22 protein-coding genes are annotated in these 18676 nt (G+C 59.0%); 8 read left to right on the forward strand and 14 right to left on the reverse strand.

What is annotated here, in order from left to right; translation table 11 throughout:
* Window positions 1-78 precede the first annotated feature (78 nt).
* Entirely contained in the window at window positions 79-921 is an 843-nt protein-coding gene (gene rsmA / locus AC2FI8_RS11765; protein WP_113790091.1) for a 16S rRNA (adenine(1518)-N(6)/adenine(1519)-N(6))-dimethyltransferase RsmA, read from the forward strand.
* A gap of 58 nt (window positions 922-979) precedes the next feature.
* Here the strand turns inward: rsmA and AC2FI8_RS11770 are convergent, their stop codons facing one another.
* The 3 genes from AC2FI8_RS11770 to prfA all read right to left on the reverse strand — a co-directional run bounded on the left by AC2FI8_RS11770 (window position 980) and on the right by prfA (window position 3705).
* The gene (locus tag AC2FI8_RS11770) at window positions 980-1570 is read right to left on the reverse strand and encodes a DUF4167 domain-containing protein (RefSeq protein ID WP_496779169.1); all 591 of its coding nucleotides are present in this window, start codon (window positions 1568-1570) and stop codon (window positions 980-982) included.
* Window positions 1571-1807: 237 nt separating this feature from the next.
* Window positions 1808-2653: a peptide chain release factor N(5)-glutamine methyltransferase gene (gene prmC, locus AC2FI8_RS11775; RefSeq protein ID WP_496764506.1), complete on the reverse strand. Its 846-nt coding sequence runs from the start codon at window positions 2651-2653 to the stop codon at window positions 1808-1810.
* Window positions 2650-3705, reverse strand: coding sequence for a peptide chain release factor 1 (gene prfA, locus AC2FI8_RS11780; protein WP_058277596.1), 1056 nt, complete (start codon window positions 3703-3705; stop codon window positions 2650-2652). Before prfA ends, prmC begins: the two co-directional genes overlap by 4 nt.
* A 63-nt stretch (window positions 3706-3768) precedes the next feature.
* Between prfA and AC2FI8_RS11785 the strand changes: the two genes are divergently transcribed.
* Window positions 3769-4056: a hypothetical protein gene (locus AC2FI8_RS11785; protein ID WP_496779171.1), complete on the forward strand. Its 288-nt coding sequence runs from the start codon at window positions 3769-3771 to the stop codon at window positions 4054-4056.
* Here the strand turns inward: AC2FI8_RS11785 and AC2FI8_RS11790 are convergent.
* The 4 genes from AC2FI8_RS11790 to AC2FI8_RS11805 form a co-directional block, all read right to left on the reverse strand.
* Complete coding sequence (locus AC2FI8_RS11790) at window positions 3997-4404, reverse strand: DUF1499 domain-containing protein (RefSeq protein ID WP_496779173.1); 408 nt, start codon at window positions 4402-4404, stop codon at window positions 3997-3999. The genes AC2FI8_RS11785 and AC2FI8_RS11790 overlap by 60 nt on opposite strands.
* Window positions 4405-4467: 63 nt before the next feature.
* Complete coding sequence (speB, locus tag AC2FI8_RS11795; protein WP_496779176.1) at window positions 4468-5415, reverse strand: agmatinase; 948 nt, start codon at window positions 5413-5415, stop codon at window positions 4468-4470.
* A 62-nt stretch (window positions 5416-5477) separates the two neighbouring features.
* On the reverse strand, window positions 5478-6446 hold the full coding sequence (gene speB / locus AC2FI8_RS11800; protein ID WP_496779178.1) for an agmatinase: 969 nt from the start codon (window positions 6444-6446) through the stop codon (window positions 5478-5480).
* 12 nt (window positions 6447-6458) lie between these two features.
* Window positions 6459-7622, reverse strand: coding sequence for a M20 aminoacylase family protein (locus tag AC2FI8_RS11805; protein ID WP_496779180.1), 1164 nt, complete (start codon window positions 7620-7622; stop codon window positions 6459-6461).
* 66 nt (window positions 7623-7688) lie between these two features.
* Between AC2FI8_RS11805 and mazG the strand changes: the two genes are divergently transcribed.
* From mazG to AC2FI8_RS11820, 3 genes are all read left to right on the forward strand, one after another.
* A complete protein-coding gene (mazG, locus tag AC2FI8_RS11810; RefSeq protein WP_496779291.1) occupies window positions 7689-8546 on the forward strand; it encodes a nucleoside triphosphate pyrophosphohydrolase in 858 nt (285 codons plus the stop codon).
* 63 nt (window positions 8547-8609) lie between these two features.
* A complete protein-coding gene (locus AC2FI8_RS11815; RefSeq protein WP_496779181.1) occupies window positions 8610-9551 on the forward strand; it encodes a nucleoside hydrolase in 942 nt (313 codons plus the stop codon).
* Window positions 9548-9997, forward strand: a complete 450-nt coding sequence (locus AC2FI8_RS11820) for a GNAT family N-acetyltransferase (protein ID WP_496779183.1) — start codon at window positions 9548-9550, stop codon at window positions 9995-9997. Before AC2FI8_RS11815 ends, AC2FI8_RS11820 begins: the two co-directional genes overlap by 4 nt.
* A 48-nt stretch (window positions 9998-10045) precedes the next feature.
* Here the strand turns inward: AC2FI8_RS11820 and AC2FI8_RS11825 are convergent, their stop codons facing one another.
* The 6 genes from AC2FI8_RS11825 to AC2FI8_RS11850 form a co-directional block, all read right to left on the reverse strand.
* Window positions 10046-10213 (reverse strand): hypothetical protein, encoded by a 168-nt coding sequence (locus AC2FI8_RS11825; protein WP_199528541.1) that lies wholly within the window; start codon window positions 10211-10213, stop codon window positions 10046-10048.
* A gap of 151 nt (window positions 10214-10364) precedes the next feature.
* Window positions 10365-10904: a GNAT family N-acetyltransferase gene (locus AC2FI8_RS11830; protein ID WP_496779185.1), complete on the reverse strand. Its 540-nt coding sequence runs from the start codon at window positions 10902-10904 to the stop codon at window positions 10365-10367.
* 46 nt (window positions 10905-10950) lie between these two features.
* A complete protein-coding gene (gene eno, locus AC2FI8_RS11835; RefSeq protein ID WP_496723170.1) occupies window positions 10951-12228 on the reverse strand; it encodes a phosphopyruvate hydratase in 1278 nt (425 codons plus the stop codon).
* A 145-nt stretch (window positions 12229-12373) separates the two neighbouring features.
* Window positions 12374-13255 carry a DMT family transporter gene (locus tag AC2FI8_RS11840; protein ID WP_496779187.1) on the reverse strand — a complete coding sequence of 294 codons (882 nt, stop codon included), beginning with the start codon at window positions 13253-13255 and terminating at the stop codon, window positions 12374-12376.
* A gap of 135 nt (window positions 13256-13390) precedes the next feature.
* Entirely contained in the window at window positions 13391-13804 is a 414-nt protein-coding gene (locus AC2FI8_RS11845; protein WP_496738406.1) for a Fur family transcriptional regulator, read from the reverse strand.
* A 71-nt stretch (window positions 13805-13875) separates the two neighbouring features.
* On the reverse strand, window positions 13876-14580 hold the full coding sequence (locus AC2FI8_RS11850) for an endonuclease/exonuclease/phosphatase family protein (RefSeq protein ID WP_496779189.1): 705 nt from the start codon (window positions 14578-14580) through the stop codon (window positions 13876-13878).
* Between the two features lie 204 nt (window positions 14581-14784).
* Here AC2FI8_RS11850 and AC2FI8_RS11855 point away from each other — a divergent pair, with 204 nt between their 5' ends.
* A complete protein-coding gene (locus AC2FI8_RS11855; protein WP_496779191.1) occupies window positions 14785-15672 on the forward strand; it encodes a DMT family transporter in 888 nt (295 codons plus the stop codon).
* A gap of 96 nt (window positions 15673-15768) precedes the next feature.
* Window positions 15769-16740: a cation efflux transmembrane domain-containing protein gene (locus AC2FI8_RS11860; RefSeq protein ID WP_496779193.1), complete on the forward strand. Its 972-nt coding sequence runs from the start codon at window positions 15769-15771 to the stop codon at window positions 16738-16740.
* An 11-nt stretch (window positions 16741-16751) separates the two neighbouring features.
* Here AC2FI8_RS11860 and AC2FI8_RS11865 read toward each other — a convergent pair whose 3' ends face one another.
* On the reverse strand, window positions 16752-18170 hold the full coding sequence (locus AC2FI8_RS11865; RefSeq protein ID WP_496779292.1) for a protein adenylyltransferase SelO: 1419 nt from the start codon (window positions 18168-18170) through the stop codon (window positions 16752-16754).
* An 85-nt stretch (window positions 18171-18255) separates the two neighbouring features.
* Here AC2FI8_RS11865 and AC2FI8_RS11870 point away from each other — a divergent pair, with 85 nt between their 5' ends.
* Complete coding sequence (locus AC2FI8_RS11870) at window positions 18256-18675, forward strand: cupin domain-containing protein (protein WP_496779195.1); 420 nt, start codon at window positions 18256-18258, stop codon at window positions 18673-18675.
* Window position 18676 lies beyond the last annotated feature (1 nt).

The raw sequence follows: 18676 nt of genomic DNA on the forward strand, positions 1-18676 counted from the left end.
ACCTGGCTGAAAATATCCCCGCCGGAGGCAAAAAATCACTGGCGTTCCCCCCCGGACACGCGCCACGGTAATCGGATCATGAGTTCAATCGACACCCTTCCCCCTCTGCGCGAGGTTATCGCGACACATCAACTCTCGGCGCGTAAATCGCTGGGGCAGAACTTTCTACTGGACCTCAACCTGACAGCCAAGATCGCGCGGCAGGCAGGGGATCTGACGGAATGCGACGTGCTGGAAATCGGCCCCGGCCCCGGTGGTCTGACCCGCGGTCTGTTGTCCGAAGGTGCGCGCAAGGTCGTCGCGGTCGAAAAAGACACCCGCTGTATCGCTGCCCTGAACGACATCGCTGCTGCTTACCCGGGTCGTCTTGAGGTCATCAACGGCGACGCACTGGAAATCGACCCGCTGGCGCATCTGACCCCACCTATCCGCATTGCCGCAAACCTGCCGTATAACGTTGGCACCGAATTACTGGTGCGCTGGCTGACCCCACCCGAATGGCCGCCGTTCTGGCAAAGTCTGACGCTGATGTTCCAACGCGAAGTCGCCGAACGCATCGTTGCCCAACCCGGGGGCAAAGCCTATGGCCGACTTGCGATCCTTGCCCAGTGGCGGGCCGAGGCGCGCATCGCTATGTCCCTGCCGCCCGGGGCTTTTACGCCTCCGCCAAAGGTCTCAAGCGCTGTTGTGCATCTAACGGCCCTGCCCGAACCGCGCTACCCGGCAGATGCCCGGGTTTTGTCGCGCGTCGTGGCCGCAGCCTTCAACCAGCGCCGCAAGATGCTGCGCGCATCGCTAAAAGGCGTGGCGCCGGATATCGAGGACCGCCTGCTCGCGGCTGGTATCCAACCCACAGAGCGCGCCGAACAAGTCCCGCTCGAAGCGTTCTGTGCGCTGGCCCGGGAAGTTCAAAAAAGCTAATGCGCAAAGAAAAAGCCCCGGAGTGAACTCCGGGGCTTTTTGAACTCTATGGCAGAAATTACTCAGCCGCTTCCGGTGCATCACCGTTGCTTGTCGGTGCGTCCTCTGCCCCCTCTGGCGCGGGCTTTGGCTTACGCGTACGCGGGCGACGCGGTGCTTTTTCTTTTTTCGCCGGTGCTTCGGCGGCCGCAGCGGCATCCTTGCTTTCCGGGGTCTCGACCAAACCGGATTCCGGGGTGGCTGCCTCGGGTGTAAAATCCATCACGTCCGGTTGCGGCGCTTCGGCCGGGTCCGACTGACGGGCAGCAGCTTCGCGTTCCTGGCGCTCGGCGCGTTCGCGATCCCGCTCGGCCTGACGCTCACGGTTCTGGCGATCTTGCTCTTCGCGGCGCGCTTCCATTTCGCGCTGTGCCTCACTCAACAGGCGCAGATAGTGTTCTGCGTGCTGCTGAAAGTTCTCGGCGGCCACACGGTCATTGGACAGTTGGGCGTCGCGCGTCAACTGATTGTATTTGTCGATAATCTGCTGGGGCGTACCACGCACCTTGCCTTCGGGACCCGAGCTGTCAAAAACCCGGTTGACGACATTGCCCCCAGAAGGACGGTTGCGGTTACTCTTGACCCGAGAGCGGGATTTGGAAGATCTCATTTACTTTACGTCAGCCTTGTCATTCGCTGTCGATCATCTCGCATCCTGCACTGCTCAAAAGCTTAGCTGTGACGCGATGTCGACTATTTTGGGCTTGGCGTCCGGGGCCCGCTGAACCAGCGTCAGCCCTCCGACTGGTGTTGAGTAAACACGTCCTGTGCGTACAGACAAGGGGGTTGTCCCAAAAATCGCAGCTTTTTTACATTAATCGGCGTATTTCGGCCTCAGGTTGCCGCTTTAATGCGGCATTTTGGCAAAAACGACGCGATCGCGGCCGTCCAGATCGGGAATGATCCTTGTGGCTGTCAAACCCGCCGACTCGAACAAAGCCGCGACGCTTTGCCCCTGCGTTGGCCCGATTTCCACCAGCAGACGACCGCCGGGCAATAGAAAGTCCGGCGCACCCGCGGCGATGCGGCGATAGGCACCCAGCCCGTCCCCTTCGTCCGTCAGCGCCATGCGCGGTTCATGCACGCGCACTTCTGGCGAAAGGTCGGCCATTTCTTGCAGTGAAATGTAGGGGGGGTTCGAAACGATCAGATCAAACTGGCCGTCAATATTCTGAAACCAGTCCGATTGCAGAATTTCCACCCGGCTCTGTACCTGATGCTGCACTGCATTTGCGCTGGCCTGCAGACAGGCGGCCTCGCTCAGGTCCGCGCCCACGCCCGAAGCGCTGGCCCGTTCGGCCAGCAACGTGATCAGGATACAACCTGATCCGACCCCCAGATCCAGAACATGATCGAACGGTTCGCTGAGCGCGGCTTCGATCAGCGCTTCGGTTTCCGGCCGTGGGTCCAGCACATCGCGACTGACACGGAACCGTCGGCCATAAAACTCACGCTCGCCCAACAGGTGTGACACCGGAACACGCACCGCACGCAGCGAGATCAACTGATCATAACGCTCTGCAACCTCAGGGGACAGCTCTTCGGGCGCAATCAGAGTGACCCGGCTGGCTTCGATCCGCGCCGCATGGGCAAGCAGAACGCGCGCATCCCGCGCCGGGTCAGCCACGCCAGCCGCCCGTAATCGCGCTGTAGCCGCGACCATCGCCTGTGCTGCTGTCAGTGCGGCGATCATTGCGCCATATCGGCCAGCAGCCGCGCCTGATCGTCAGCTGTCAACGCGTCGATCACCTCATCCAAATCGCCCTGCATCACCTGATCCAGCTTATAAAGCGTCAGATTGATGCGGTGATCGGTCATGCGCCCCTGCGGGAAATTGTAGGTTCTGATCCGCTCGGATCGATCCCCCGACCCCACCTGGCTGGCACGATCGGCCGACCGTTCACTGTCGATCCGCTGACGTTCCTGATCATACAGCCGGGTCTTGAGCACCTGCATCGCAATCTCGCGGTTGCGGTGCTGCGATTTCTCCGAGCTTGTTACAACTATCCCCGTCGGCAGGTGGGTAATCCGAACCGCCGAGTCCGTTGTGTTCACGTGCTGCCCCCCCGCACCTGAACTGCGCATAGTGTCGATGCGGATATCATTGGCGTCGATCTGGATGTCCACATCCTCGGCCTCGGGCAAAACCGCGACCGTTGCAGCCGAAGTATGAATGCGCCCACCGCTTTCGGTTTCCGGCACGCGCTGTACCCGGTGCACACCGGATTCGTACTTCATCCGGGCAAACACGTTCTCGCCCTTGATATGGGCCACGACCTCCTTGATCCCGCCCAGATCCGAAGCCTGTTCTTCGATAATCTCAAACTTCCATCCACGCGCCTCGGAATAGCGCTGGTACATGCGCAGAAGGTCCCCGGCGAACAATGCGGCCTCATCTCCGCCAGTTCCGGGACGAATCTCCAGCATCGCCGGACGCGCATCCGCCGCATCACGCGGCAACAGCGCAAGCTGCAAGGCGTGTTCGGATTCGGGGATGCGGGTCTTCAACGCGGGAATTTCTTCTTCCGCCAATTCTTTCATGTCGGGGTCGGCCAGCATCGCCTCGGCCTCGGCCAGATCGGCCACCAACTGACGCCATGCCATGATCTGATCCACAACCGGTTTGAGGTCGGAATATTCTTTGGCCAAGGCCGCAATATCCCCACCCGAGGCACCATCTGCCATGGCCGCTTCGAGGTACTGGAATCGCTGGGTTATCTGTTCAAGTCGTTCTTCGGGGATCATCCGGGCGGTGTCTATCAATCCGGCCCTTTGGTCAAGGCCCCTCACTATGCTAGGCTAATGCACATGAAACGGTTGATACTTGGTTTTACACTGCTCGTAACGCCCGCCCTGGCCGACGTGGTCGGCCCCGGCGGCAAGGTGCAGGACTGCTATTGCACCGACAAATCCGGAACCCGCGTCGAACTGGGCGAGATGATCTGCCTCCAAGTCGATGGCCGCATGTTCATGGCGCAATGCCAGATGTCTCTGAACGTACCGATGTGGCGCGAGGTTCAGGATGGGTGCTTGTCCTCAGGGCTGCAACAGAGCAAGCCACTCATCAACACGAGCGCGGTTTACCCCAAAATCTGACCGGCCAAACCTGAGACGAGCGTAGATGCGAAGCGTGTCTCCGTCCTGTTGCACTGTCGTGTAGTCCGGAAAGCCGATCACTTTCGTACGCGTGATGTAGGTAATCATCCCTTCATCAACAGACCCGGCCAGAACTGACGTTCGGTCTGAAATGCGTGCGAACGCATCCAGCCGCAGCAGGCCATCCGGCCCCGTTTCGACCACACGGACGACACCTCCATCAAGATCACGGTCCTGATCACCTATCGGTGCCACATGCCATTTTGCCGGGTCTGATGGTGCAAAACGAATGTATGCTCCAAGCAAAATTACCAGAACAACAATCAGCCACAGCACCATTTTTTTCATCCCCGGACCAGCCCTTGCGCTGACCATATTCGGATAGCTTTGGCAAACAAGGTGCGAACTCTTCTACCGTGACGTCACGCCCGGCAATATGCACAGCAGTTCAAACAACAGGTTTGCTGCGGTTAGTGCCGTGTTGCCTGACGGATCGTATGGCGGCGACACCTCGACCAGATCGCATCCGACCACTTTCACACCCGACAACGCATGAATCAGTTGCAGCGCTTGCGGCGTGGTCAGACCCCCGATTTCCGGCGTGCCGGTGCCGGGGGCATATGCAGGGTCCAGACTGTCAATGTCATAGGTGATGTAGACCGGATGATCGCCGATGGTCTTGCGGATCTGTGAGCCGATCTCGGTCAGGTTCTGTTGCCACAGCTCCCACGCCGGGAATTGGCGAAAGCCCCAGTCCTGGGCTTCGGTGCAATCACTGGCGGCATAGCCCGAGCCGCGAATACCGATCTGGAAGGTCTTATCCGGGACAATGAGCCCTTCCTCGTAAGCCCGCCGGAAGACGGTGCCGTGGGTCTCACGCTCACCAAACATCTCATCATTAACATCGGCGTGAGCATCCACATGGACCAGCGCCACCGGTCCGTGCTTGGCGGCAATGGCGCGCAGGATCGGCAACGTGATCGAATGATCACCTCCCATCGCAACCGGGATAACCGCTTGATCGAGAATGGAATCATAGCTTTCCTTGATGATCTTCAGGCTTTCCGCCAGCGAAAACGTATTGATCGCCAGATCGCCAATATCCGCAATTTGCAAGCTATCAAACGGAGCTGCGGAATTGGCCATGTTATAAGGCCGGATCATCGCGCTTTCGCTGCGGATCTGTTTTGGCCCAAACCGCGTGCCGGACCGCCATGAGGTGCCGATGTCCATCGGAATGCCGAGAACGGCTACGTCCAGTTCTGCCAGCGAGTCAGCCTGCGGCAACCGCATGAATGTGTTCGGCCCGGAAAACCTCGCCAGATCATTGCCGCTGATCGGTTGGTTAAAGTCCGTCATGCCCGTATTTCTCCCGTCCGGCTTTTGGTTAATCAGATACAGGAAAGATGGCTAACCAAAGGTTAATCCTGCACCAGCTTGTTCCACCCCAGCAGGCAAATGATCTGAGTCGCCACGTGAGCACCGGCAATGGCCGTCGCGCCTGAGGTGTCATAGGGCGGTGAGACCTCGACCACGTCCCCGCCTTTGATATTGATCCCGGCGATATCGCGCAGGATGATCTGCGCCTGAATGGAACTCAGACCACCCCAAACGGGCGTGCCGGTGCCGGGGGCAAAGGCCGGGTCCAGACCATCGATGTCAAAGCTTAGGTAGACCGGGCTGTCGCCCAAAATACCTTTGATCTTTTGCGCCACGACGGCGGGGCCGGATTCGTACACCTCGCGCGCGTCGATGATGTTGACGCCCAGAGTATCCTCGTTGGTCGTGCGAATTCCGACCTGAACCGAGCGTTTCGGATCCACGATCCCGGACTTCACCGCCTTGTAGAACATCGTCCCGTGATCCACGCGGGACATATCGTCATCGGCCCAAGTGTCGGTGTGCGCATCGAATTGCAGCAGAGACATCGGGCCGTATTTCTCGGCATAGGCCTTGAGGATCGGGAAGCTGATATAGTGGTCCCCGCCTAACGTAACCGAAGACACATCAGCGGCCAGAATGGTGTGGATATGGTCGGTCAACGTATCGGGAAAGGCAGGGATATTGGCATAGTCATAAGCCATGTCTCCGTAATCCACGATTGCCAACTCGCTGAGCGCATCGAACGGCCAGCCGTAGGGCGCATCCGGCGATTGCAGCGCGCTGGCCTCACGTATGGCACGCGGTCCAAGACGGGTACCCGGACGGTTCGTCACCGCTTGATCAAAGGGCACACCTGTGACTGCGATATCCACGCCTTTCAGGTCCTTAGTGTAAAGGCGACGCAGGAACGAGGTCGCGCCGCCAAAGGTGTTCTCGTAGGACAGTCCCTTGAGATCAGGATTGGTGAATGCCTCGTCCACCTGGTTCTTTGCGTCTTCCAGTGCCATGTCTTCCCCCCGTCAGCCCAGCGGCTGCGCCTTTTCGACGATCCGTGCAAAGAACGAAGCGCCGATCGGCGCGATCTCGTCGTTGAAATTGTATTTCGGATGGTGCAGCCCGGCGCTCTCGCCCTGCCCTAGAAACAGATAGGCGCCGGGGCGCGATTGCAGCATGTACGAGAAATCCTCGGCCCCCATCTCGCGTCCCATGTTGCCCACCACACGCTCGGCCCCCGACACATCTCGGGCCACCTCGGCAGCGAACCCGGCCTTTTCGCCATCATTGATCGTGGCCGGATAGTTCTTTTCATAGTCCAGCCGCGCCTCGACCCCGTATGAGGTCGCCTGCCCCTGCACGATTTGCTGCATACGCTCGATCACCATCTGCTGAACGTTTGGATCGAAGGTTCGGACGGTTCCGTTGATGAATGCCGTGTCGGGGATCACGTTGTTCACTGTCCCGGTGTGAATCTGTGTCACCGAGACAACCAGATCGTCGAGCGCATAATGGTTGCGACTGACGATGGTTTGAATCGCCTGCGCGATGCCACAGGCCGCCATTACCGGATCTCTGGTTTCATGTGGCATGGCGCCATGGCCGCCAACGCCTTGAATATGTATCTCAAACGTATCCACAGCCGCCATGATCGGCCCCGGAGTGGTGTGAAACGCGCCAACGGGCAGGTTTGGCGCATTGTGCAGCGCATAGACCTGAGAGATGTCGAACCGGTCCATGATGCCTTCTTCGACCATCACGCCCGCGCCGCCGCCTTCTTCTTCGGCTGGCTGAAAAATGAGCGCCACGCGGCCACGAAAGTTCCGTGTCTCGGCCAGATAGCGCGCAGCACCCAGCAACATCGTGGTATGCCCGTCATGGCCGCAGGCGTGCATCTTGCCCGGCTTGGTCGAGGCGTACTCGACCCCCGTCTCTTCAGGGATCGGCAGCGCGTCCATGTCAGCACGCAGACCGATCGTCGGCCCGTCACCCCGCCCGTTAATGATCGCGACGATCCCGGTCTTGGCAATACCTTCGTGCAGCTCGTCCACTCCGAATTCGCGCAGACGGTCCGCTACGAACGCTGCCGTTTCATGGCATTCGAACTCCAACTCGGGGATCGAATGCAAGTGTTTGCGCCATGCGGCCATATCGGCTGAGTAATCGGCAATTCGGTTGACGACGGGCATCTGGGGTGGACTCCTGATCGGGACTGCGGAATGGATGCATCTGACACCGGAACGAAAGGGTTCGCAATGGCCGAAAATCCTCTGATCCACGACAGCGATGCAGGTATCGAGCGCCTGTTGGAAATCATGCGCCGTCTGCGTGACCCGCAAACGGGCTGCCCGTGGGATATCGAACAGGATTTTGCCACCATCGCCCCCTACACGATCGAAGAGGCCTATGAGGTCGCCGATGCCATCGAGCGCGAAGCCTATGATGAGCTGAAAGGCGAGCTGGGCGATTTGCTATTCCAGTCGGTTTTTCACGCACAAATGGCCGAGGAAGCCGGGCATTTCACCTTTCAGGACGTGGTGCAGACCATGTCGGACAAGATGGTCGACCGTCACCCGCATGTATTTGGCGATGAATCCCGCGATAAATCAGCGGACCAGCAGACCGTGGATTGGGAAACCATCAAGGCGGCTGAGCGCGCCGGCAAGGAACAGAAAGGGACGCTGGACGGTGTCGCGGCCAACCTGCCTGCCCTGTTGCGCGCGCACAAACTGCAGAAACGCGCGGCCCGCGTGGGGTTCGACTGGCCCGATGCCAGCCATGTGTTGGCCAAGATCACGGAAGAGGCTGCAGAGCTGGAGGAAGCGCGCAAGGCTAAGGACGCAGACGCGCTGGAGGATGAATTCGGCGATCTTCTGTTCGTGATGGTCAATCTGGGCCGCCATCTGGGGATCGAACCCGAGGCCGCCCTGCGCCGCACCAATGCCAAGTTTACCCGCCGGTTCGAGCAAGTAGAAGCGCGGCTGGCTGCGCGCGGGAAAACACCATCTCAAAGCGATCTCGAAGAAATGGATGCGCTGTGGGACGAGGTCAAAATTGAAGAGCACCGCGCCAATGGCAAACTCCCGCCGGTAGGTGCGACGACCGAGGTCTGAAACCGCTGGACAAGCGTGGTGACACTTGCGAGTGTCCGCGCTTCAATACCCCGGAGGCAAAGCATGGCACCGCGCAAGATCATCATCGACACCGATCCCGGGCAGGACGACGCAGTCGCCATCTTGCTGGCATTGGCAAGCCCGGAAGAGATTGATGTTCTGGGCATTACCGCCGTTGCGGGGAATGTACCGCTGGAACTGACGGCCAAGAATGCGCGGATCGTCTGTGAACTGGCCGGCCACACGCATATTCCTGTTTATGCCGGGTGTGACCGCCCGCTAAACCGCCCTCTGGTCACCGCAGAACATGTGCACGGCAAGACCGGCCTCGACGGTCCCGTCCTGCCTGATCCGGAAATGCCGCTGGCTGACGGGCACGCGGTCGACTTCATCATCGACACCCTGCGCGCACACGAGCCGGGAACCGTCACACTTTGCCCGCTTGGCCCGTTGACGAACATCGCATCCGCCTTTCAAAAAGCGCCTGATATTGTTGATCGGGTACAGGAAATCGTTCTGATGGGCGGTGCGTATTTTGAGGTCGGCAACATCACCCCGGCAGCGGAGTTCAACATCTATGTCGACCCCGAAGCTGCTGATATCGTGTTTAAATCCGGCGTTCATGTCGTCGTTATGCCGCTAGACGTGACCCATGATGCGCTGGTCACGAAACATCGCAATGACGCCTTCCGCGCGCTCGACAGTAAGGTCGGGCATGCCGTGGCCGAGATGACGGACTTCTTCGAACGATTCGATATAGAGAAATACGGCTCGGAAGGCGCGCCGCTGCACGACCCGTGCGTGACCGCCTATCTGATCCGGCCGGAGCTGTTCTCGGGCCGACACATCAACGTCCAGATCGAAACGCAGTCCGAACTGACGATGGGTATGACCGTCGCTGATTGGTGGCGCGTGACAGACCACCCGCCCAATGCATTGTTCATTGGGGAAATCGACGCTGACGGTTTCTTTGCCCTGCTGACCGAACGGCTGGCCCGGCTATGAGCGCCGCACTTCGCCTTGCGCGCCCCGAAGATCTGGACCGCCTGATGGGCCTGGTGACTGCGTTCCACACCGAAGCCGGGATTGCGCAGGACATGGACCAGACCCGCAATGCACTCACCCCCTTGCTAGAGGGTATTCCCCACGGTTGCGTCTACCTGATCGGCCCAGGGCGCGCGCCGCTGGGCTACGTCATCCTGACCTTCGGCTGGTCGGTCGAATTTGGCGGCATGGACGGCTTCATAGACGAAATCTACATCCGCCCGGCCGTGCGCGGCCGTGGCATCGCCACCGAAGTGCTGCTTGACCTGCCCAAGGCTCTGGCCGAGGCCGGTCTGACCGCCCTTCACCTAGAAGTCGATCGCACAAACGAGGCCGCGCATAAACTGTACTTGCGCACCGGCTTCAAACCGCGCGATCGCTATGTTTTGATGAGCCGAAAGCTCTAAATCGGTCAGATACTTACGGGCGTCGCCGCCCGTCCCCCCATGAAAGCCCTAGCGGGCTTCACCGCGATACATGTAGGTCGGCGATTCCATTGCCAAAACCGGGTCACTTGCGGACACCGCCTCCCCGGTGATCGGATAAGTACCCGGCCCCGCACAGGCCGCCAAAAATACAGTGCTGATCACTGAAGCTACGAGAAGGATTTTCGAACCAGTCATGTCGTTCCCCTTTCTGTAATGCAGGCACATTACGAGACACCGGGATCGGACAAATAGGTAAAAGTTCACACAAAATTGAATTTATGTAGACGTATTTCTATCAAGTTTGATTTTTACAAGCGATAACAACACGAAAGACTTTGAAAAAAAATCACTCGATTTGCGAGTTTTCCGCCTGAGCATCGGACAAAGGCATCTCAAAAAACAATAATGTGTCTTTCGCGATCTCCGGAATCTCGGAATATGCGTCGCGCAGTTGAAAGCCCATCGACAGGTACAGACGCGTTGCCGATTCCAATGGTTTGCCCGTATCCATGCGAATACAGTCGAACCCCTGTTTTCGGCACTGTTCAATCAAGGACATCATGACCGCATATCCTGCCCCTGTCCCTCGGGCGGCGTCATTTACAAACACCCGTTTAATTTCGGCAATGCCCGGCCCGATTGTCCGGAACATTCCGCACCCAACGGCATGTCCATCCTTTAGTACCAGCCGTACACCACCGCCCGGTGGGGCGTGTTCGACTTCGATCTCGTCCATCAGCCGGGCATAAACGTCGCGGGGATAAAAGGTTTTTACGACGCGCACGGACTTGGTGTCCAACGTCAGCAGGAAGTCGCGATATTCCCAACACAAACGCCGAACCTCATCAAAGTGGTCCGGCGTTTCAGCTTCGATAACTTTAAGCAAAACACGATCCTCGAAAAACACGAGGATCAGTCTAGCATTATTGATCTCAGTTGCGAAGGATTGACGCGCCTGCGTATTCCGCGACTTCACCCAGCGATTCCTCGATACGGATCAGCTGATTATACTTGGCCAACCGGTCCGACCGCGCCAGAGAGCCGGTTTTGATCTGACCGCAGTTGGTCGCAACCGCCAGATCGGCGATGGTCGCGTCTTCGGTTTCGCCAGAGCGGTGCGACATGACGTTGGTGTAGCCTGCGCGGTGCGCCATATCGACGGCGCGCAGCGTTTCGGTCAACGATCCGATCTGGTTCACCTTGACCAGCATCGAGTTGGCGCAGCCACGCTCGATCCCTTCGGCCAGACGCGCCGGGTTGGTTACAAACAGGTCGTCCCCCACCAGTTGGACTTTATCGCCTATGGCGTCGGTCAGGGCTTTCCAGCCGTCCCAGTCATCCTCGGACATACCGTCTTCGATCGATATGATCGGATAGTCTTTGACCAGAGCCGCCAGATACTCGGCGTTTTCCTCAGACGTCAGCGAGATGTTCTCGCCCGACAGGACATATTTGCCATCTTTGAAGTATTCGGTCGCCGCGCAATCCAGCGCCAGATGGATTTCCTCACCCGGCTTGTAGCCTGCCTTTTCAATGGACTGCAGGATGAAATCCAGTGCTTCGCGGGTCGATGCGATATTGGGGGCAAAGCCGCCCTCGTCGCCAACACCGGTGGCCAGACCAGCCGCCGACAACTCACGTTTCAGCGTGTGGAACACCTCGGAGCCCATGCGCACGGCTTCGCGGATATTCGCGGCCGAGGTCGGCATGATCATGAATTCCTGAATGTCGATCGGGTTGTCGGCATGCTCACCACCGTTGATGATGTTCATCATCGGAACCGGCAATACACGGGCCGAGGTGCCGCCGACATAACGGTACAAAGGTTGCGTCGTGAAATCCGCTGCGGCCTTTGCCGTGGCCAATGAGACCCCCAAAATGGCGTTAGCGCCCAGACGGCTCTTGTTCTCGGTCCCGTCCAGTTCGATCATCGCACCGTCGATGGCCACCTGTTCGGTCGCGTCATAGCCGACCAGTTCTTCGGCGATCTCACCGTTCACAGCGGCGACAGCTTCAAGCACACCCTTGCCCATATAGCGGGATTTATCACCGTCACGCTTTTCCACCGCCTCATACGCACCGGTTGACGCACCCGAAGGCACAGCAGCACGGCCCATGGTGCCGTCTTCCAGAATCACGTCCACTTCGACGGTTGGGTTGCCCCGGCTGTCCAGGATTTCGCGTGCGTGGATGTCGATGATGGTGCTCATGAGGCCCGTCCCTATGGCTGCATTTGGTTGCATGCCTCATAACATTACCGGGCCAAAAGTAAACCAGCGATGTTATCGCTAACGGGCATATTCATGGGCGTTTAGGGCTAACAGCCACGTGTTTGCGCCAACGTGCGACGATCCGTCAGGCTGCAACCACCATGTCACGCGCCAACCTGCGTTCGCGAACAAAGGTGTACATGCCAGAGCCGAGGATCAACGCGGCACCGGCCACAGTCATCAAATCAGGCCGTTCGCCAAACATCAACATCCCTGCCGCGATGGAAAACACGAGCCGGCTGTACCGGAAAGGTGTCAGGGCCGAGGCCTCACCGATCCGCATGGCCGTCACGATGCCGTAATATCCCAGGACGCCAAAGCCGATTGCCCCCAGATACGGACCAATCTGGGCGTTCTGCAGCGGGACAATGGGCTGAGCCAAAAATACCATCAGAACCACCCCGGCAAGGGCAACGGCGATATACGCCTGCATGGCAACAACGGACGAGGCCACACGGACGTCCAGCTTGCGTGTGATCAGATCACGTGCGGCGATCGCAATAACGGTCGCCACCACGAACAGCGACTCGGGCTGGAACCCCTCCAGACCCGGACGAATAATCATCAGGACACCGATAAAGCCGATCCCGATGGCGCTCCAACGTCGCCAACCGACTTGCTCGCCCAGAAACAGCGCGGCGCCCATGGTCACGGCCAGCGGCATGGCCTGAAATACGGCGGCAACCGTAGACAACTCGACCAGAGACAACGCAGTGACAAAGGTCAGGGCACCAACCGCTTCTGTCGCTGCCCGCGCCAGCGGCAGGCCTTGCCACGCCACCGGATCTAGGATGCGTTTGCGCGTGGCCAACGACATCGCGACGAAGACCAGTCCACATACCAACCCCAATGCGATCATGATCTGGCCCGTAGGGACAGTGACCGACAGATGCTTGATGAACATGTCCTCAAGCGCGAAGGCCGCCATCGATCCGATGATCAGCAAGATGCCGTGTACGTTGTTCATGCGCGTGTCCGTTGGGATGGGCTGGCAAATCTGCGCCCTTGAGTCACCAAAACCGGAACATGCGCGACGTCGCAAGCCATATTGCGACATGATTGATGAATTGCCGTGCGGCAACCAATCGCGTTTCGTGATGAATCAGTCTTGTTCCAGCGGCACGCCGTACAGTTCCAGCCGGTGCCCTTTCAGCTTGTACCCAAGCTTGGCTGCGATCTTTTCCTGCAGGGCCTCGATCTCGGGGTCGACAAATTCGATCACTTCCCCCGACTGCATGTCGATCAGGTGGTCGTGGTGGTCTCTCTCGGCATCTTCATAGCGGGCGCGTCCATCACCGAATTCCAACCGCTCCAGAATCCCTGCCTCTTCGAACAGCTTTACGGTGCGATAGACCGTGGCAATCGAGATACCCGAATCCACTTTTGAGGCGCGCGCATACAGCTCTTCTACATCCGGATGGTCATCGCTTTGCTGCAACACCTGAGCAATCGTGCGGCGCTGACCCGTCATGCGCAAACCTTTGGCTTCGCAACGGGCGATGATCGTGTCGGACATAGTGACCCTCAGAGTAGTTCGGGTTTCTGTCTTAATACGTCTGCGCCGCTGGCGCCACAGGGGAATTGCGCCTAAGCGACCCGGCGAAGATCAGCCCAGATCGGCAGGTGATCTGATGCGATATGCGCAGGCCGCGCTTTGTGGACGCCATGCACAACGGCCTCAAGCCCAGCGCCCAGCGCGATCCGATCCAGTGCGCCCAGAGGCTGTGCAGCCGGGAAACTGGGAACCGGGGGTAAAAATCGCATGTCGGGTGCAAGATGATCGAGCACTGGCTGGCGCGACCACTCGTTGAAATCTCCGGCCCATACGGTAGGCATCTGATCCAGATCCTCATCGCAGCGCCGGAGCTGGTGAATCTGCTGCCGCCGAGAAGCGGGCAGAAGGCCCAGATGCATCCCCATCACCCGAAGCGGCCCGATCTGGGTATCGAACTCTACCCGCACGGCACCGCGGGGTTCCAACCCAGGCAAATCATGGTGACCGGTCTTGCGCACGTCGATTTTGTCTCCGCGCCAGATGACGGCGTTGCCGTGCCAGCCCAAGCTGCCTGCGCCCCCCAGATCGACAATCTGCCAACCGGCTTCATCCAACATGAAATGCGGTAAGGCCGCGGGTCGCGGCGGCAGCCTTTTGTCGGCCTCTTGCAGCACCACAATATCAGCCTGCATGCCTTCAATGACCTGCATGATGCGCTGCGGTTGGCGGCGAAAATCCAAGCCCACGCATTTCTGGATGTTATAGCTTGCAATCCGCAGGATTGAATGAGGCGACATAGGGTTCCGATCAAATGGTCGACTCCCAAAGTGCCATGCTGGTTGCGGGGTGCAACCCCAGTCTTTCTAAGGTCGATAAATTAACGCTGATTATCCTGACCATTTGCCCGAAAATTCGGCAGATCGCGAGATCAGGAATGCTGCGCTTGATCAACGGGGTGCCGATACTCTATCCCCGTGGAACGCGTCCAATTGAGGCCTGAAGTGGTTTCCAGCAACACACCCTCGAACAACCGCACCTGGGCAAGCATCGTTCTGGTGATCGGTGGCATGATGTGGGGTCTCTATTGGATCCCCGTTCGGTTTCTCTTTGACCGGGGCCTGACCGGGCCCTGGCCGGGTATTGCGATGTATAGCGTTGCGCTGCTGGGCCTGGTTCCCTTCATCTGGAAAGAGAGAGGGACGCTGGCCCTGCAATGGCGCGATCTGGTGTTCAGCGGAATGTTCACCGGCGCGGCCTTCAGTCTTTATTCCATCAGCCTTGTCTATACGGATGTGGTGCGGTCGATCCTTTTGTTCTACCTCACACCGATCTGGGGCACGATTCTGGGCCGCGTGTTCCTGGGCGAACGCCTGAGTCTGGGGCGGCTTGCAGGTCTTACTTGCGGAGTCGGTGGCCTGTTCGTCGTGTTAGGCGACTCAGGCGGTGTTCCGCTGCCCCAAAACAGCGGCGACTGGATGGCGTTGGCCTCTGGCATGTGCTGGGCGCTGGGTACGTTGGGGCTGTACCGAACCAGCAAGATCTCAGCCTCGGGTCAGGTCTTTGCCTTTGTCGCAGGCGCGCTGATCCTTTCTCTGGTCAGCCTCACGGTCCTGCCCGAACCTGTGTTGCCGACAATTGTGCAGGCGGATCTTCTTTGGACCCTTCAGTTCGTGCTGCTATCGGCCTTCTACACCTTACCCATGGTGTTCATGACAATCTGGCCCGCAACCAAACTGTCCCCTGCCCGCGTCGGCATCCTGCTTATGAGCGAGGTGGTCGTCGGCCTGGCCTCGGCCGCCGCGTTCTCAGGCGAGCCGTTCGGTTTGCGCGAGCTTTTAGGCGCCATCCTGATTGTCAGTGCCGCAGTGCTAGAAATCATGCGGGACTAGGCAACGAACCGCTTTGACCTTCAAAGCTACTGTTGGCCTATCCCTTTCGAGTGTTTATCTGTTGCCGAGTTTGTTGCCCTATCAGGACGTTACCAGATGTCGACGCCAAACGCGGAACGTAGAAAACAGCTTGAGGGGCGCGCGCTCATCATTGCCATGGGCGGCAACCTTTTCATGGGCGCGGCGGGTATACTGGCCGGGATCCTGTCGAACTCCAACGCGATCATGATGGACGGCCTGTATTCGCTGGTCGGCTTTGGATCGGCATTCCTTGGTCGCCGTATTAGCCTGAAGATTGATGCAGGCCCCGACAAACGCCGCCCCTTTGGCTATGCAGCGGATGAGGCGATCTTTTCCACCTTCCGCTCTCTGTCTCTGTTAGGACTGGTGCTGTTCGCCATCTCGAACGCGACTAAAAACATCTACAGCTACTACAACGGCATGATGCCTGAACCGCTGATATTTGGGCCGATGTTCATCTACTTCGCTGCCATCGGCCTTACCTGCGTGCTGTTATGGGCGTTTCACTATTTCACTTGGCGGAAGACCGGGAAGGCCAGTGCAATCCTGCGGTTGGAATCCAAGGCGGCACTGTTCGATGGCCTGTTCACCGCTGCTGCAGCAATTGGCCTTGGTGCAATATACCTGTTCCGGGATGGTGCCCTATCGGCGATCGCACCCGTCGGCGACTCAATCATCGTATTGTTCCTGTGCATCCTAGCCATCGGATCATATCTGCGCGACTTCCGCGGCGGGCTGGGAGAGTTGGCAAACGCCACCGCCAGCCCAGAACTTCTTGCTGCTGCCCGTCGTGCCTTGCGCCCGGCAATCGCAGAGGACGGTGGCGTATTGCGGGACATGTCCGTAACCAAGCAAGGTCGGACCATTCTGATCACCGTCTACTACAACCCGCTGCGCGCGATCACGGCCGAAGACGTCGACACCCTGAACCTGCGCATGGTCCGCGATGCGCGCAAGGCAATCGACGGGGCGGATGTCTACCTGATGATCTCGCAATATGCGCGGCGCTGGCCGGATGAGATCAATCCCTATCGTGATGAGGCCTGAGCGGTCGAACCTCAGGTTCCACAGAACGTGGCGTGCACCACTTCGCTGTCGGTCGGCGGACGCTTCAGATCATCCGCATCAGGCTGTTCCTCATAAGGCCGCGCCAACACAGCGTTCAGCCTTTGGAACGGCGCATAGTCGCCCTGAACGGCAGACTGGATCATCTGCTCAACACGGTGATTGCGCGGAATGAACGCCGGGTTTGCGGCGGACACTACGGCGGATGGGTCCTGCTCACGCCCCAGACGCGCGTTCCACCCTTCGGACCAGGTGTCGTACGCCGTGGGATCGGTGAACTGATCACGTGCGGCATCATCGCCCAGCGCACGGAAGGTGTTGGTAAAATCCGCCTGATTCTGCGCCATGCGTGTCAGCAGGTCCGAGATCAGCTCCAGATCGCCCTCTTCCTCGGTCACCAAACCGATCTTGGCGCGGAACCGCTTCAACCAGTTCTCCTGCAGTTGCGCAGGCATGGCGTGTACGATCTCGGTCGCCTCTTCAACGGCAGCGTCCTTGTCTTCCATCTGCTGAATCAGTGCCGTCGCCAGTTGTGCCACGTTCCAAATGGCAATGTCGGGCTGGTTGGAAAAAGCATAGCGCCCCATCCGGTCAATCGAGCTGTAGACCGTGTTCGGATGATAGCTGTCCATAAAGGCGCAAGGTCCATAGTCGATGGTCTCGCCCGCGATTGAGCAATTGTCGGTGTTCATCACCCCATGGATAAATCCTACGCTCATCCATGCCGCGATCAGCCGCGATTGTGTTTCAACCACTCCACGCAACAGGCCCATCGGACCGTCCGCATCCGGGTAGTGACGATCAATGGCGTATTCCGTCAGGCGGCGCAGGCTGTCCAGTTGGCCACGTGCGGCGAAAACCTGGAATGTCCCGACCCGCAGATGACTTTTCGCCACACGGGTCAGAACCGCACCGGGCATCGGCCCCTCGCGCAGAACGACCTCTCCGGTCTCAACAGCGGCCAGCGCACGGGTTGTCGGGATGCCCAGCGCATGCATTGCCTCGGACACCACGTATTCCCGCAGCACGGGTCCCAGCCAAGCGCGGCCATCCCCCTGACGGCTGAACGGGGTCGGTCCGGACCCTTTGAGCTGGATATCCCGACGAAGACCATCTTTCCCGATCGTTTCGCCCAGCAGTACAGCGCGGCCGTCGCCAAGCTGCGGGTTGTAGTTGCCGAACTGATGTCCCGAGTAAAGCTGCGCAATCGGCTCTGCGCCTTCGGGCAGCGTGTTGCCGGCGAAGGCTTCGGCCATCTCCTCTACCTCCCCCGGTGTGACCTTCAATACCTTCGCCAATTCCGAGTTGAATGCGATCAGGCGTGGGGCACGCACAGGTATAGGTGCCTGCCGCGCATAAAAGCTGTTGGGAAGGCGGGCGTAGCTGTTGTCAAACGGGATGGTCAGGGTCATGCGGCAAACATATTCCTTGCGTAGACGAATACCATAGCGGATCGCACCTTCCCGTGCATAATCATCGCAAAAGGCAAGAGGCCCCATGACCGCACTAGAGATCATCGACCACCTGAAACTGGAACAACACCCCGAAGGTGGCTGGTTTCGCGAAACCTGGCGCGCGGATAACGCGGGCCGCGCCACCGGCACCTGCATCTACTTCCTGTTGGCCGCTGGTGAAAGCAGCCACTGGCACCGCGTGGACGCGACCGAAATCTGGCTCTACCACTCTGGTGCTCCGCTGATCCTGTCGCTGAGTGCAACCAATGACGGTCCAGCCACCGATCACATCCTAGGCCCCGACCTTTCAAAGGGCGCACCGCAATTAATCGTGCCCGAAAACCACTGGCAAGCGGCGCGCACCACCGGAGACTATACGTTGGTCAGTTGCACTGTTTCGCCCGGGTTCCAGTTTGACGGGTTCGAATTGGCCGAGCCAGGGTTCGACATAGCGCGCGGATGAT

The organism is Ruegeria sp. CDSB029, from assembly GCF_059611125.1.

Bases quoted from the DNA above. Each gene is read 5' to 3' on its own strand.
- rsmA (WP_113790091.1), top strand. From the start codon at position 79: ATGAGTTCAATCGACACCCTTCCCCCTCTGCGCGAGGTTATCGCGACA.
- AC2FI8_RS11770 (WP_496779169.1), bottom strand. From the start codon at position 1,570: ATGAGATCTTCCAAATCCCGCTCTCGGGTCAAGAGTAACCGCAACCGT.
- prmC (WP_496764506.1), bottom strand. From the start codon at position 2,653: ATGATCGCCGCACTGACAGCAGCACAGGCGATGGTCGCGGCTACAGCG.
- prfA (WP_058277596.1), bottom strand. From the start codon at position 3,705: ATGATCCCCGAAGAACGACTTGAACAGATAACCCAGCGATTCCAGTAC.
- AC2FI8_RS11785 (WP_496779171.1), top strand. From the start codon at position 3,769: ATGAAACGGTTGATACTTGGTTTTACACTGCTCGTAACGCCCGCCCTG.
- AC2FI8_RS11790 (WP_496779173.1), bottom strand. From the start codon at position 4,404: ATGAAAAAAATGGTGCTGTGGCTGATTGTTGTTCTGGTAATTTTGCTT.
- speB (WP_496779176.1), bottom strand. From the start codon at position 5,415: ATGACGGACTTTAACCAACCGATCAGCGGCAATGATCTGGCGAGGTTT.
- speB (WP_496779178.1), bottom strand. From the start codon at position 6,446: ATGGCACTGGAAGACGCAAAGAACCAGGTGGACGAGGCATTCACCAAT.
- AC2FI8_RS11805 (WP_496779180.1), bottom strand. From the start codon at position 7,622: ATGCCCGTCGTCAACCGAATTGCCGATTACTCAGCCGATATGGCCGCA.
- mazG (WP_496779291.1), top strand. From the start codon at position 7,689: ATGGCCGAAAATCCTCTGATCCACGACAGCGATGCAGGTATCGAGCGC.
- AC2FI8_RS11815 (WP_496779181.1), top strand. From the start codon at position 8,610: ATGGCACCGCGCAAGATCATCATCGACACCGATCCCGGGCAGGACGAC.
- AC2FI8_RS11820 (WP_496779183.1), top strand. From the start codon at position 9,548: ATGAGCGCCGCACTTCGCCTTGCGCGCCCCGAAGATCTGGACCGCCTG.
- AC2FI8_RS11825 (WP_199528541.1), bottom strand. From the start codon at position 10,213: ATGACTGGTTCGAAAATCCTTCTCGTAGCTTCAGTGATCAGCACTGTA.
- eno (WP_496723170.1), bottom strand. From the start codon at position 12,228: ATGAGCACCATCATCGACATCCACGCACGCGAAATCCTGGACAGCCGG.
- AC2FI8_RS11840 (WP_496779187.1), bottom strand. From the start codon at position 13,255: ATGAACAACGTACACGGCATCTTGCTGATCATCGGATCGATGGCGGCC.
- AC2FI8_RS11845 (WP_496738406.1), bottom strand. From the start codon at position 13,804: ATGTCCGACACGATCATCGCCCGTTGCGAAGCCAAAGGTTTGCGCATG.
- AC2FI8_RS11850 (WP_496779189.1), bottom strand. From the start codon at position 14,580: ATGTCGCCTCATTCAATCCTGCGGATTGCAAGCTATAACATCCAGAAA.
- AC2FI8_RS11860 (WP_496779193.1), top strand. From the start codon at position 15,769: ATGTCGACGCCAAACGCGGAACGTAGAAAACAGCTTGAGGGGCGCGCG.
- AC2FI8_RS11865 (WP_496779292.1), bottom strand. From the start codon at position 18,170: ATGACCCTGACCATCCCGTTTGACAACAGCTACGCCCGCCTTCCCAAC.
- AC2FI8_RS11870 (WP_496779195.1), top strand. From the start codon at position 18,256: ATGACCGCACTAGAGATCATCGACCACCTGAAACTGGAACAACACCCC.